Raw genomic sequence first — 13,032 nt, 5'->3', positions numbered from 1 at the left:
TCCCTTAGTGCTGAGAGGACGCCGTGATGGCTGCGTTCACCAGCGCCAGGTGGCTGAGCCCCTGCGGCAGGTTGCCCCACTGCTCGCCGGTGGTCGGGTCGACCAGCTCGGCGAGCAGCCCGACGTCGTTGCCCAGCCCGACCAGCTCGTCCATCAGCGCGCGGGCCTCGTCGGCGCGGCCGCACAGCCGCAGCGCAGACACCATCCAGAACGAGCAGGCGACGAAGGCCGGCTCCTCGTCGGCGGCGCCGCTGTAGCGGTACAGCAGCGGGCCGGCGCCCAGCTCCTCGCGCAGCGCGTCGAGGGTGCGGCTCATCCGCTCGCCGCGGTCGAACCCGCTGATCGCGTGCAGCAGGATCGAGGCGTCCAGCTGGTGGGTGCCGGGGTACCAGACGTACGCGCCGCGCTCCTCGGACCAGCAGTGCTCGTCCACCCACCGGCGGATCTGGTCGGCCTCGGAGCGCCACCGGGCCGGGTCGCCGGGGATCTGCCCGTCGTCGGCGAGCTCGACGGCCTTGGTGAGCGCCTGCCAGCAGCCGAGCTTCGAGGTGGTGTGGTGCCGCACCTCGGTCAGCTCCCACATGCCGGAGTCCTTCGACCGCCAGCGGTCGCAGGCCAGGTCGGCGATGCCGGCGAGCATCCGGCCGGTCGCGGCGTCCAGCACGTTCCCGTTCTCCACGTAGAGGGAGACGATGCCGAACAGGTCGCCGAAGACGCCGAGCTGGAGCTGGTCCTCGGCCCGGTTGCCCTCGACCACCGGGCCGAGGCCCCGCCACCCGGGGACGTCGCGCACCGCGTAGCCGTCGGTCAGCTCGCCGCGGGGCGTGTAGAAGACCTGCGGCTCCGGGCCGTGCCGGCGGATCGTCGACAGCAGCCAGCTGATCGCGCCGTGGGTCTCCTCGCGCAGCCCGAACCGGAACAGCGCGGTGAGCACGTAGGCGGAGTCGCGCACCCAGGCGAACCGGTAGTCCCAGTTCTTCCCGCCGGCGGGGCTCTCCGGCAGCGAGGTGGTCGCCGCGGCGACCATCGACCCGGTCGCCGCGTTGGTCAGCAGCTTCAGCGCCAGGGTGCTGCGCCGGACGGCGTCCTCCCAGGGGCCGTCCCAGTCGAACGTGCCGCTCCAGGCCTGCCAGTTCGCCACCGTGCGGTCGACGCCGGAGTCGATCGAGTCGGCCGGCGGGAGGAACAGCGGCTCGCTGCGGGTGGCCACCAGGCCCAGCAGGTGCCGCGAGCCGGGCTCGGTGGTGAAGGCGACGTCGACCCGCCGGTCGCCGTCCACCACGTCGTCCGCGCCCAGCGTGCGGACGGCGAGGGTCAGGTCGTCGACGCGCAGCACCGGGCCGTGCACCGTCTGGTGCACCCACGGCGAGGCGGTGTTCAGGCAGGTGCCGGGCCGGACGGCGCCCTGCAGCCGCACCGACCCGGTGAGCCCCTCGACCCGGCGGGCCAGCTCGGACCAGGGCAGCCGGCCGGCGACCCCGCTGTTGAGCGAGTCGGTGACCCGCACCGTGCCGGTCGGCGTGGTGAACGTCGTGGTCAGCACGTTGGTGTCGGGCACGTAGGCGCGCTCGACGGTGAACTCGCCGACCGGGCGCAGCTCGATGCAGCCCCCGTTGTCGGCGTCCAGCAGCGCGGCGAACACGGGCGGGCCGTCCATCTCCGGCAGCGGCAGCCAGTCGATGCGGCCGTCGCGGGCGATGAGCGCCACGGTGCGGCCGTCGCCGATGGCGGCGTAGTCGGCCAGGTCGGCGTAGCCGGCGGGGTCGCGGGTCACCGGGTGACCGCGTCCGCCGGCACGACGAGGGTGAGCTGGTCGCCCTGCCGTCCGTCGCTGCGGTGTTCCACGTGCAACCCGTTCCGGCGCAGCAGCGCCCGCAGCTTCACGGCCGAGTCGGGCTCGGCGGTCGTGGTGGCGAGCAGCCGGGCCAGCCTGCCCTTGTGCGCCTTGTTGAAGTGCGAGACCACGGCCCGCGTCCCGTCCGGCCGCTCGCTGAGCACCTGCACCGTGACGGCGTCCGGCACCGGGGCGAGCTCCGCGTAGGCGCCCGAGCGCAGGTCGACGACCAGCTCGCCGGTGCCGGTGAGCACGTCGGTGAGCACCGGCTTCCACAGCGAGCGCAGCGACGGCAGGCCGGGCAGCGCCGATCCGGCCGACAGCCGGTACGCCGGGACGGCGTCGTCGGCGCGCAGGAGGCCGAACAGCGCGGACCCCACCGCCAGCCGGGCACCGGCCCGGGCGCGCTGGGCGCGGGTGAACGACCGGACGTCGAGGGCGTCGTAGAGCACCCCGGTGTACCGCTCGAGCGCGGGCATCGTCGGGCTGGTGCGGAGCACGGCGTTCCGGGCGATCTCGTCGTCCTGCTTGGCCGACAGGCCCAGCGCGGCGCGGGCGGCCGGGACGTCGCCGGCGAGCGCGACCACCGTCTCGACGAGCTGCGCGCGCACGGGGGTGAGCTCCGGGGAGCCGAGGGTGGCCAGGTCGAGGGGGGCGCCGTCGCCACCGGGCTGCTTGGTCTCCGACGGCGGCAGGAGCACGAGCACGGGTGCCCACGGTAGTCGGCGGGGGAGCGGGCCACCCGGCGGCCGCGGAGCGCTGTTCGGCCAGCCGTCGTCCCGGACCGGGGGCGCGTGCTCTACCGTTCGTCGATCGCTGTGCACGAGGTGTTCGTCCGGCGGAGACGGTGGTGCGAGGAGGTGTCCGGCGGGTGCTCGTGCTGGACTCGGCGGCCGTCTCGCACACCGGACCCCGGCCGGACAACCAGGACTCCGCCTGCGCGGGCCGGCTGCTGATCGCGATCGCGGACGGCGTCGGCGGCAACGTCGGCGGTGCGGTCGCCTCCTCGCTGGTGGCCACCTGGATGGCCCCGCTGGCCGGCTGGAGCGGCGCGGACGGCGCCCCCGACCCGGTGCAGGTGGTGGCCAGCGCGAACGAGCGGATCCGCGCCGCGTACACGGTGCGCCCGCGGCTGCGGACGATGGCGACCACGCTGACCGCGATGCGGGCCGACGCGGACGGCGTCCACCTGCTGCACATCGGCGACTCGCGCGGCTACGTGCTGCGGGCCGGGGTGCTGCACCAGGTGAGCACCGACCACACGCTGGTGCAGGCGCTCATCGACGCCGGCAGCCTCACCCCGGCCGAGGCGAAGGTGCACCCGCAGCGCTCGGCGGTCTACGCCGCGCTGCACGGCGCGGAGGACGACGTGGCGGCGCTGGACGTCATCCGGCTCGACGTGCGGGCCGGCGACCGGCTCATGGTGTGCTCCGACGGGCTGTCCGACGTGGTGAGCCCCGACCGGATCGCCGACCTGCTGGCCGCTCCGGGCACCCCGACCGAGGTGGCCCGGGCGCTGCGGGACGAGGCGCTGCTCTCGCCGGTCGACAACACGACGGTGGTCGTCGCCGACGTCCGCGAGGAGGCGGCGGGAGAGCAGCGCGGCGGGCCGAACACCGTCGGGGCCGCCCGGGAGCTGCGCGAGGAGACAGCCGAGGCGCTCGAGGCGCTGTGGCCGGGCCCGGTGCCGGTCGGCCTCGCCCAGCACCGGCCCCGCTGAGCCCCTCCGACCGCTAGGTCCAGTAGAGCAGCCGGGCGCCGGGCAGCCGTTCGGCGATCGCCGCGGTGAACCAGCCGCGCAGCTCGCCCATCGTCTCCTTCGGGTAGACGTGCTTGACCGAGCCGAACTTGCCGCGCTTCGGGGTGCGCTGCGCCTCGTCCATCTCCAGCCGGGTGCGCGGGTACCAGTCCAGCAGCGTCTCCTTGCTGCCCGGGGTGAACCGGTGGGTGATGCACTCGACGGTCACGTCGGCGCCCGGTGGCAGGGCCGCGGCGACGTCGTCCAGCAGCTGCCCGTACTGCTCCCGCCAGCCCTCGACCGGCATGATCGGGGCGAGGGTGAGGCCGACCGGGTAGCCGGCGGCGGCGACCGCGCCGAGCGCGGCGATCCGGCCGGCCACCGGTGAGGTGGCGCCCTCGAACCGCCGGGCGACCGTCTCCGCGTTGAGGCTGAAGCGCAACCGGGTGCGGCCGGCGTGCGGGAGGTCCAGCAGCCCGGCGACGTCGTCGAACTTGGTGGTGGCCCGCAGCTGCACCGGGCCGGGGAACGGGTGCGTGCCGACGTGGCTGATCGCGGTGGCCAGGCCGCCGGTCAGGTGCTCCAGCGCGAGCGGGTCGGTGTAGCAGGACGCCTCGAACGTCGTCCCCTCCGCCCCGCGCTCGGCGGTGCCCGAGGTGACCGTGCCGTGCCCGACGTAGGCGTCCAGGCCGGTCAGCGCCTCGTCGAGGTCGGCGTACACCCGGGTGACCGGCGGGCCGGACAGCGAGCCGGCGAGGTAGCAGTACTGGCAGTGGGCGGGGCAGCCCTTTGCCAGGTCGAAGCGCCAGTCGGCGGACGGCGGGATCGGCTGCAGGCGCCGGGCCGACGGCGGCGGGACGACGAGCGCGAGGGTCTGCTTGGCGGCCATGAACGCCGCCCGGTCACCGTCGCCGCGCAGGCCGGGCAGCCGGTCGCCGGGCAGCAGCTCGATCCGGTCGACGCCGGCGGCCTCGAGCCGGGCGAGCACCCGCTGCCCGTAGGGGCGCTCCGCGGCGGAGCGGGTGACGAGGACGCGCGACGGCGTCCACAGGCGGGTGGGGGAAGGGAGCTCCAGCGTGCTCATCGACAGGTCCAACACCCACCCTGAGCTGCAGCTTCCGCCCTGCCCGGCGGATCCCGGTCACAACGTCGGGCGGGCGATCCTCGACGGTGCGGCCACGGCGGAGGCGGTCAGGGTGAGCCGCTCGGCCACCCCGTAGAGGGCGTCGAGCGCGACGGCGGCGGACAGGTCGGCGACGGCCGAGCCCGTGACCTCGACCTGCGCCGCGGTGACCACCGACGCGGCGAGGTCGGTCTCGAAGAACGGGTGCGGCCGGCCGAGGTCGTCGAGCTCCTCGGTCGCGTCGTGGCCGACACCGGTGAGGTCGAAGAAGACGTCGGGCGGGGCGCCCAGGGAGTCGAGCAGCTCGCCGGGCGTCGCCCCACCACCCGCGGCCGCGGCCGCGGCGCGGATCCGCGCGAGGAACGGCCGGAGCCGTGCCTCCACGTCGCCGAGGGTGTCGAGGCCGTCCTGGTCGCGCCAGGCGTCGCCGATCAGCTCCCGCAGGGTCACCGCGTCGAAGGGCACGCCGTCCGGGTCGCCCTCGGTCGCCCCCTCACCGTCCCCGGCCGGCTGGGTCGCCGGGTCGTTGGGGTCCTCGTCGCCGTCGGTCCCCCCATGCACGTCCTCGTCGGACTCGCCGTCCACCGTGTCGCCGTGGCCGTGCGACTCGTGGCGCGTGCCGTCGCCGTTGCGGTCGGTCGTCTCGGTCACCACGCGCCACGAGCTGCCCGGGCCGGTGTCACTCCAGGTCGTGGAGTGGGTGCCGTCCGGGTTGTCGACGGTGACCCCGCGGGACTGCTCCCCCGTGCGCGGGTTGTACTCGCCGCGCTCCCACACCGTGCGCTCGCCCCCGGCGTCGTCGCGGGTGGTCACCTTGAGGCCGGAGAAGGTGATGCGGTCCCCGTTGGACAGCGTCTTGGTGCCCCACTCGCTGGACTCGCGCTGCCGGCGGTCGCCGCCGTGCTGGGCGTCGCCGTAGGGGTGGAAGACCCGGGTCCAGTCCACGGCGGGCGTCTCGAACCCGTCGGCGTCCACCACCCGGGTGCGCGTCCCGTGTTCCCAGAAGTGCCCGGTCCCGTCGCCGTCGCGGTCGATGTGCACGTGCGCGCCGCTGGGCAGCACCTTGTCGATCGGCACGCCGGCCTTCCACGGACCGTCCAGCGCGCCGCGCAGCTCCGCGTCGTACACCGGCGCCGGTCCGGCCGGCTCCGCCGGCAGGGCGACGGAGACGGCCACCCCGCGCTCGGCCGCGGTGACGAACGTCCGGTGGCGGACGCCGTCGGTGCCGGCCACGTCGGTCGTGACGCCGCCGCTCGGGTCCACCCAGAGGAAGGAGCTGCTCCCGTCGTCCCCCTCCGACGCGAGCGAGAACCGTCCCGACTTCCACATCGTCAGACGCACGCCTCCCGGCATGCGCAGAAGCTAGCGACTGCGGGGGCCCTCCGGAGCACTTCGCCACCCCGGCCCGGGTGGCCGCTACTCGGCGAGTTCGACCACCACGGGCGCGTGGTCGCTGGCGCCCTTGCCCTTGCGCTCCTCGCGGTCGATCCGCGCGTCGGTGACCCGGCGGGCCAGCGCCGGCGAGCACAGCTGGAAGTCGATGCGCATGCCCTCGCGGCGCGGGAAGCGCAGCTGCGTGTAGTCCCAGTACGTGTAGACGCCGGGGCCCGGGGTGTGCGGCCGGACGACGTCGGTGAAGCCGGCCTCCACGATCCCGCGGAACGCCGCCCGCTCGGGCTCGGAGACGTGCGTGGAGTGGCTGAACACCGACATGTCCCACACGTCGTCGTCCTGCGGCGCGATGTTCCAGTCACCGACCAGCGCGACCTGCGCCTCGGCGTCCTCGGTCAGCCAGCCGCCGGCGGCGACCCGCAGCGCCTCCAGCCACGCCAGCTTGTACTGCAGGTGCGGGTCGGTGAGCGTGCGGCCGTTGGGCACGTACAGGCTCCACACCCGCACCCCGCCGCAGGTGGCGCCCAGCGCCCGCGCCTCGGCGGCGGGCTCGGCGCCGTCCTTGGCCCACGACGGCATGCCGGGGAAGCCGACCTCGACGTCGCTGATGCCCACCCGGGACAGCAGCGCCACGCCGTTCCACTGCGAGTAGCCGACGTGGGCGACCTCGTAGCCGATCTCCCGGAACCGCGCTGAAGGGAACTGCTCGTCCTTGCACTTGGTCTCCTGCAGCGCCAGGACGTCGACGTCGCTGCGCTGGAGGAAGGCCACCGCCCGGTCCACGCGGCTGCGGATGGAGTTCACGTTCCAGGTCGCGAGGCGCACGGGAGCCAAGCCTAGGCGGAGTGGATCCGTCGAGCTGACGCCGACGGATCCACTCCGCATCACGCCTGGGGGAGCGGGGTGAGCGCGGTGTCCTGCTTGGCCTGCAGGCGGGCACGCATCCGCTCGCGGCCGTCCACGAACTTCGTCGCCTGCGCGTCCAGGCCGACCATGAACTGCGCCAGCTCCTCCCGGGCCCGCTCGCCCTCGGGGCCGAGGTCGGTGCGGTCGAAGACCTTCCAGGTGCGCAGGATCGGCGAGATGACCTCGTCGTGGTGCAGCCGCAGGTCGTAGATGCCGGCCTTGGCGATGATCACCGAGTTCTTCCGGAAGCCGGCCATGGTGGCGCCGGGCATCTCGAACCGGATGACCTCGTCGGCGACGGCCCGCATGGTCGCGTCGGGGTCGATGTCGAACGCCGCGCTGACCAGGTTCCGGTAGAAGATCATGTGCAGGTTCTCGTCCTTGGCGATCCGGGCGAGCAGCTGGTCGGCGATCGGGTCGCCGGTGGCCTTGCCGGTGTTCCGGTGGCTCACCCGGGTGGCCAGCTCCTGGAAGGAGACGTAGACGACCGCCTCCAGCGGGGTCTTGTCGCCGGAGTCGTAGCCGGAGGTCATGTAGTCCATCCGGGCGCGCTCGAGCTCGACCGGGTCGACGCCGCGGGTGACCACGAGGTAGTCGCGCAGCGCGATGCCGTGCCGGCCCTCCTCCGCCGTCCAGCGGCCGACCCAGGTGCCCCACGCGCCGTCCCGGCCGAACCGGGTGGCGATCTCGCGGTGGTAGCTGGGCAGGTTGTCCTCGGTGAGCAGGTTGGTGAACATCGCGGCCTTCGCCGTCTCGTCCAGCCGCGACTGCTCCGGCGACCAGTCCTCGCCGCCCAGGAACGCGAAGTCGCGCCCCTGCGACCAGGGGGTGTAGTCGTGCGGGTGCCACTCCTGCGTCATCGACAGGTGGCGGTCGAGGTTCTGCGCCACGACCGGCTCCAGCTCGGTGAGCAGGGCGGTCTGCCGGCTCGTCTGTGCCATGGGTGGCCTCCTCGGATCGGACCTACGGTCTCGTAACCTACGCGACCGTAGGAACGTCCGTACCCGGGGAGGGGGTTCCCATGCGCGCCGTCCGGCGTGTCGGGTGCGCCACAGCGGCCCCTCCTGGGAGGGTGATCTGCTCGCGTGCGGACGACCCCCCTCCCGCGAGGTGAGAACATGGCGGGATGACCGGCATCGACGAGCGGGTGGCCTGCGCGTGAGCGACCACGTCCCACCCCGCGGCCGCCGCGCCCGGCGCGAGGCCGCGGCTGCGGCCGCCGCCGACGCCGGGGCGACCCGGTCCGCCGCCGGCCTGCCGCCCGTCGCCGGTCCGCCGCCCCCGCGCACGGGTCCGCACCCGGCCGGTGGCCTCGGCCGCGCGCTGGGCCTGACCGTGGCCGGCACCGTCGTGCCCGGGACCGCCTTCCTCGCCAGCGGACGACGCCGCACCGGTGCCGTGGTCCTCGGGCTGTTCGTGCTGCTCGTGGCCGCCGTCGTGTGGATCGTCACCCGGGGGCTGCACGGCGCCGTCCGGATGGCCTTCGACTCCACGGCGCTGGTCTGGCTGATGGTCGGCGCCGTGGTGGTCGCCCTCGCGTGGGTCGTGGCCGTGCTGACCCAGTGGCGCGCGGTGCGACCGCGCCCGCTGCGCGCCTGGCAGCGCGGGGTCGCCGGCGTCGTCGTGGCGCTGCTGGCGCTGGCCGTCGTCGCGCCCGCGGTGCAGGTCGTCCGGCTCGCCAGCGCCCAGCGCGACCTGGTCGACTCGGTGTTCGCCGAACACGAGAGCGCGACGGTGACCGAGCCGGAGGACACCTCGGTGCCCTTCGGCGGCAAGAAGGAGGTCAACGTCCTGCTGCTCGGCGGTGACGGTGGCGAGGGGCGCGAGGGCGTGCGCACCGACACCGTCATCGTCGCCAACGTCCAGGTCGCGACCGGCCGGACGACGTTGTTCAGCCTCCCCCGCAACCTGGAGAACCTGCCCTTCCCGGCGAGCAGCCCGCTGGGACCGCTGTACCCGAACGGCTTCGACGCCGGCAGCGAGAGCGAGAGCCTGCTCAACGCGGTCTACCGCAACGGCCCGGCCGCCCACCCGGGCGTGCTCGGCCCCACCGACGACGAGGGCGCCGACTGGTTGAAGCTGGGCGTCGGCGAGGCGCTGGGCCTGCACCTGGACTACTTCGCGCTGGTCAACCTCGACGGCTTCAGCAAGCTGGTCGACGCGCTCGGCGGCGTCACGGTCAACGTGAACTACTGGGTGCCGGTCAACGGCATCACCAACCAGGAGCTGCCCGACGACTACATCACCCCTGGGCCGGCGCAGCACATGGACGGCTACACCGCGCTGCAGTTCGCGCGGGGCCGCTACGGGCTCACCGACTACCTGCGGATGGACCGGCAGCGCTGCGTGCTGCAGGCGATGGTCGACCAGGCCGACCCGGTGACCCTGCTGCGCAAGTACCAGGAGCTGGCCTCGACCGCCCAGGACATCATCTCCACCGACATGCCGCAGTCGGTGCTCGGCGACGTCGTCGACCTGGCGTTCAAGGTGAAGGACGCCGGCATCCGCAGCGTCGTGTTCGACGACACGGTGATCAGCCCGGCGTACCCGGACTACCCGAAGATCCGGTCGCTGGTGCAGCAGGCGCTGCACCCGACGGCATCGGGTCCCGCCGCGCCGCCGTCCGCGGACGGCGGCACCACCGCACCGGTGACCTCCACCCCGACGGCCGGCGCCCCCGCGACGGGCACCGCGGCCGGCGGCGACCCGGCGGCCTCGGTGAGCGACGTGTGCGCCTACAACCCGCAGCAGGCGCAGGAGCAGCTCGCGGCCGGCAAGCCCCCGACGCGGCAGCGCTGAGGGCTCCGTAGGGTCGCCGCATGACCTCACCGGACCCCCGGGCCCGCCGCGAGCGCCTCGTCGGCCTGCTCCTGCTGGGCATCGCGCTGATGCTGCTGGCGACGTCGGCCACCTGGTTCGGCAGCGACCGGGCGGGGGTCGGCGTGGGCTCCCTGGTGCTCGGCGTCGTCGTCGCCGTGGTCGGCGCCTGGCTGTACCGGCGGTCCCCCACCCGCTAGGTGGAGTGGATCCGTCGCGCTCAGCTCGACGGATCCACTCCGCTCAGCCGGCGTACGGGCGCTCCCGGGCCAGCTCCTCCTTGGCCACCCCGCGGAGGTGGACGGCGTCCGGGCCGTCGACGATCCGCAGGGTGCGGGCGCTGGCGTAGAACCGCGCCAGCACGGTGTCGTCGCTGACCCCGGCCCCGCCGTGCAGCTGGATGGCGCGGTCGATGACGGCCAGCGCGACCCGGGGTGCGGCCACCTTGATCGCGGAAATCTCGGTGCGGGCGCCCTTCGCGCCGTGCCGGTCGATCAGGTCCGCGGTCTTGAGCACCAGCAGCCGGGCCTGGTCGATCTCGATCCGGGACAGCGCGATCGACTCGCGCACGGTGCCCTGCTCGGCGAGGGGCCGCCCGAACGCGACCCGCTGCTGCGCGCGGGACACCATCAGCGCCAGCGCCCGCTCGGCCATGCCGATGGCGCGCATGCAGTGGTGGATGCGGCCGGGGCCGAGCCGGGCCTGGGCGATCATGAAGCCGTCGCCCTCGCCGGCCAGGATGTTCGCCGCCGGCACCCGGACGTCGCGGAAGACGATCTCCGAGTGGCCGTGCTGGTCCTGGTAGCCGAACACCGGCAGGTGGCGCTTGATCTCCACACCCGGGGTCTCGCGGGGCACCAGCACCATCGACTGCTGCCGGTGCGGGGCGCCGTCCGGGTCGGTCTTGCCCATGACGATGAAGACCTGGCACCGCTCGTCGGCGGCACCCGAGGTCCACCACTTGCGGCCGTTGACGACGTACTCGTCGCCGTCCCGGGCGATCGACGTCTGGATGTTACGCGCGTCGGAGCTGGCGACCTCGGGCTCGGTCATCGCGAAGCCGGAGCGGATCTCGCCCTCCAGCAGGGGGGTGAGCCAGCGCTCCTTCTGCTCCGGGGTGCCGAAGAGCATGAGCGTCTCCATGTTGCCGGTGTCCGGGGCTCCGCAGTTGGTGACCTCGGGGGCGATCACCGGCGACCAGCCGGTGATCTCGGCGACGCTCGCGTACTCCAGGTTCGACAGGCCGGAGAGCTCGGGGGAGAAGAGGTTCCACAGCCCGCGGGCGCGGGCCTCGGCCTTGAGCTCCTCGAGCACCGGCGGGTGGGCGTGGTCGTCGTGGCCGCGGGCGGCCCGCCAGTCGGCGTAGACGGCCTCGGCGGGGAAGACCCGCTCGCGCATGAAGTCCCACATCCGGCCGGAGACGTCCTCGGCCCGCGCGGACAGGGTGAAGTCCATGACCGGACGCTAGTGCCGGGTGCGACGCGTGTCGCACCCGGCACCGGCGGTCACTCCGGCCGGGGCGTCCGCTTCGGCCGGCGGACGACGAACGGGCCGATGGCGAGCAGGTCGACCGGCGCCGAACCGAAGCACTCCAGCGCGTCGCGGGGGTCGTCGACCATCGGCCGGCCCGCGGTGTTCAGGCTGGTGTTCACCACGACCGGGATGCCGGTGCGCCGCTCGAAGGCGGAGATCATCCGGTGGACCAGCGGCGACTCCTGCGGGTCGATCGTCTGGATCCGGGCGGTGCCGTCGACGTGCGTGACGGTGGGGATGCGGTCGCGCCACTCGGGTGCCACGTCGTGCACGAAGAGCATGTACGGCGAGGGGATCGGACCGCGGCTGAAGATCTCCGGGGCCTTCTCCAGCAGCACCATCGGGGCGACCGGCCGGAACTGCTCGCGGCCCTTGACGTCGTTCATCCGCTCGAGGTTGGCCTCGTAGCCGGGGTGGGCCATCAGCGACCGCTGGCCCAGCGCCCGCGGGCCGTACTCGCTGCGGCCCTGGAACCAGGCGATGACGCCGTTGTCGGCGAGCACCTCGGCCACGGCCTCGGCGACGTCGTCCGGGCGCTCGTAGTCGATCGCGGCGGTGATGAGCACCTGCTCGATCTCGTCGTCGGTCCAGCCGCGGCCGAGTGCGGCGCCGGGCATCGGCTGGGTGTCCTCGCCGAGCTCGCGGGCCACGTGCAGGGCGCTGCCCAGCGCGGTGCCGGCGTCGCCGGCGGCCGGCTGGACCCAGACCTCCTCGAACGGGCTCTCGGCGAGGATGCGGGTGTTGGCGACGCAGTTGAGGGCGGTGCCGCCGGCGAGGGTGAGGACCTTGTCGCCGGTCTGCTCGTGCACCCAGCGGGCCAGGTCGATGAGCACCTCCTCGAGGCGCTGCTGGACGCTGGCGGCGAGGTCGGCGTGCGCCTCGGTCCACTGCTCGCCCTTGCCCAGGCGGGGCGCGAACTCGGTGAAGTCGATCTTCTCGGTGCGGAAGCCGCCGTCGTCGGTGGCGCGGATCAGCTCGGCCAGGTCGCCGACGAAGCGCGGCTTGCCGTAGCTGGCCATCGCCATGACCTTGAACTCGTCGGAGCTGCGCAGGAAGCCCAGGTGGTCGGTGAGGTCCTCGTACATGAGGCCCAGCGAGTGCGGCAGCGCCTGGCCGGCGAGAACCTCGAGCTGGCCGTCGCGGTAGCGGCCGGCGAGGTGGCTGTGCGCCTCGCCGCGGCCGTCGAGCACCAGCACCGAGTTGTCGCGGCGGCCCTGGTGGCCGGGCGCGGCGAGACCGGCGGAGGCGGCGTGCGCGACGTGGTGCTTGACGAAGCGGACCTTCGCCGGGTCGAGCCCGGGCAGGGCGTGGGCGAGGAAGTCCGGCGCCATCTCGGCGTACTTCTTGCGCATGACGTCGCCGTCGTCGAACAGGCCGGACTCCTCCGGCGTGCCCATCAGGGCGGGGTCGAACGAGTAGGCGACCGCGTCGAGATCCTCGGGCCGGATGCCGGCCTCGCTCAGGCACCAGGCCGCGGACAGCTCGGGCTGCTCCCAGGCGCTCCACGGCAGGGGGCGCTTGCCGTGCTTGCGCCGGCTGAACCGCTCCTCCTCGGCCGCGGCCACGACCTTCCCGTCGACGACGAGGGCCGCCGCCGGGTCGTGGTAGATGGCGTTGATGCCCAGGACCTTCACGCGTGCGCTCCTCCCGGCCGGGCCTGTTCCGCCCGGTCCGTGTTCATGATCAAGG

Annotated in this window: 11 protein-coding genes; 3 read left to right on the top strand and 8 right to left on the bottom strand. The window is 74.1% G+C overall.

Annotated elements, in window-relative coordinates; genetic code table 11:
* Positions 1-4 precede the first annotated feature (4 nt).
* Positions 5-1,774 (bottom strand): glycoside hydrolase family 15 protein, encoded by a 1,770-nt coding sequence (locus AB0J00_RS06560; protein ID WP_357741930.1) that lies wholly within the window; start codon positions 1,772-1,774, stop codon positions 5-7.
* Positions 1,771-2,541, bottom strand: coding sequence for a peroxide stress protein YaaA (gene yaaA / locus AB0J00_RS06555; protein WP_357741927.1), 771 nt, complete (start codon positions 2,539-2,541; stop codon positions 1,771-1,773). Before yaaA ends, AB0J00_RS06560 begins: the two co-directional genes overlap by 4 nt.
* Before the next feature lie 164 nt (positions 2,542-2,705).
* Between yaaA and AB0J00_RS06550 the strand changes: the two genes are divergently transcribed.
* Positions 2,706-3,554, top strand: a complete 849-nt coding sequence (locus tag AB0J00_RS06550) for a protein phosphatase 2C domain-containing protein (protein ID WP_357741924.1) — start codon at positions 2,706-2,708, stop codon at positions 3,552-3,554.
* Positions 3,555-3,567: 13 nt separating this feature from the next.
* Here the strand turns inward: AB0J00_RS06550 and AB0J00_RS06545 are convergent, their stop codons facing one another.
* From AB0J00_RS06545 to AB0J00_RS06530, 4 genes are all read right to left on the bottom strand, one after another.
* On the bottom strand, positions 3,568-4,656 hold the full coding sequence (locus AB0J00_RS06545; protein ID WP_357741921.1) for a spore photoproduct lyase family protein: 1,089 nt from the start codon (positions 4,654-4,656) through the stop codon (positions 3,568-3,570).
* A 57-nt stretch (positions 4,657-4,713) separates the two neighbouring features.
* Positions 4,714-6,036 (bottom strand): hypothetical protein, encoded by a 1,323-nt coding sequence (locus AB0J00_RS06540; RefSeq protein ID WP_357741918.1) that lies wholly within the window; start codon positions 6,034-6,036, stop codon positions 4,714-4,716.
* 75 nt (positions 6,037-6,111) lie between these two features.
* Positions 6,112-6,912: an exodeoxyribonuclease III gene (locus AB0J00_RS06535; RefSeq protein ID WP_357741915.1), complete on the bottom strand. Its 801-nt coding sequence runs from the start codon at positions 6,910-6,912 to the stop codon at positions 6,112-6,114.
* A gap of 59 nt (positions 6,913-6,971) precedes the next feature.
* A complete protein-coding gene (locus tag AB0J00_RS06530) occupies positions 6,972-7,934 on the bottom strand; it encodes an acyl-ACP desaturase (RefSeq protein ID WP_357741912.1) in 963 nt (320 codons plus the stop codon).
* A gap of 217 nt (positions 7,935-8,151) precedes the next feature.
* Between AB0J00_RS06530 and AB0J00_RS06525 the strand changes: the two genes are divergently transcribed.
* Together AB0J00_RS06525 and AB0J00_RS06520 are read left to right on the top strand one after the other, a co-directional pair.
* A complete protein-coding gene (locus AB0J00_RS06525) occupies positions 8,152-9,792 on the top strand; it encodes an LCP family protein (RefSeq protein ID WP_357741910.1) in 1,641 nt (546 codons plus the stop codon).
* Positions 9,793-9,812: 20 nt separating this feature from the next.
* Positions 9,813-10,010, top strand: a complete 198-nt coding sequence (locus tag AB0J00_RS06520) for a hypothetical protein (RefSeq protein ID WP_357741907.1) — start codon at positions 9,813-9,815, stop codon at positions 10,008-10,010.
* A gap of 43 nt (positions 10,011-10,053) precedes the next feature.
* On the opposite strand, the gene AB0J00_RS06515 is transcribed toward AB0J00_RS06520, so the two are convergent.
* Together AB0J00_RS06515 and AB0J00_RS06510 are read right to left on the bottom strand one after the other, a co-directional pair.
* Complete coding sequence (locus tag AB0J00_RS06515) at positions 10,054-11,265, bottom strand: acyl-CoA dehydrogenase family protein (protein WP_357741904.1); 1,212 nt, start codon at positions 11,263-11,265, stop codon at positions 10,054-10,056.
* A 50-nt stretch (positions 11,266-11,315) separates the two neighbouring features.
* A complete protein-coding gene (locus tag AB0J00_RS06510; RefSeq protein ID WP_357741901.1) occupies positions 11,316-12,977 on the bottom strand; it encodes a carbamoyltransferase C-terminal domain-containing protein in 1,662 nt (553 codons plus the stop codon).
* Between the last annotated feature and the right edge of the window lie 55 nt (positions 12,978-13,032).

Origin of the sequence: Modestobacter sp. NPDC049651, from assembly GCF_040659695.1 — a bacterium.
GTDB lineage: Bacteria > Actinomycetota > Actinomycetes > Mycobacteriales > Geodermatophilaceae > Modestobacter.
This window is presented reverse-complemented; position numbering and strand designations above follow the sequence as displayed.

What these genes read in the sequence shown, in the direction of transcription:
- AB0J00_RS06545 (WP_357741921.1), bottom strand. Translation starts at nt 4,656, where the DNA reads ATGAGCACGCTGGAGCTCCCTTCCCCCACCCGCCTGTGGACGCCGTCG.
- AB0J00_RS06530 (WP_357741912.1), bottom strand. Translation starts at nt 7,934, where the DNA reads ATGGCACAGACGAGCCGGCAGACCGCCCTGCTCACCGAGCTGGAGCCG.
- AB0J00_RS06520 (WP_357741907.1), top strand. Translation starts at nt 9,813, where the DNA reads ATGACCTCACCGGACCCCCGGGCCCGCCGCGAGCGCCTCGTCGGCCTG.
- AB0J00_RS06515 (WP_357741904.1), bottom strand. Translation starts at nt 11,265, where the DNA reads ATGGACTTCACCCTGTCCGCGCGGGCCGAGGACGTCTCCGGCCGGATG.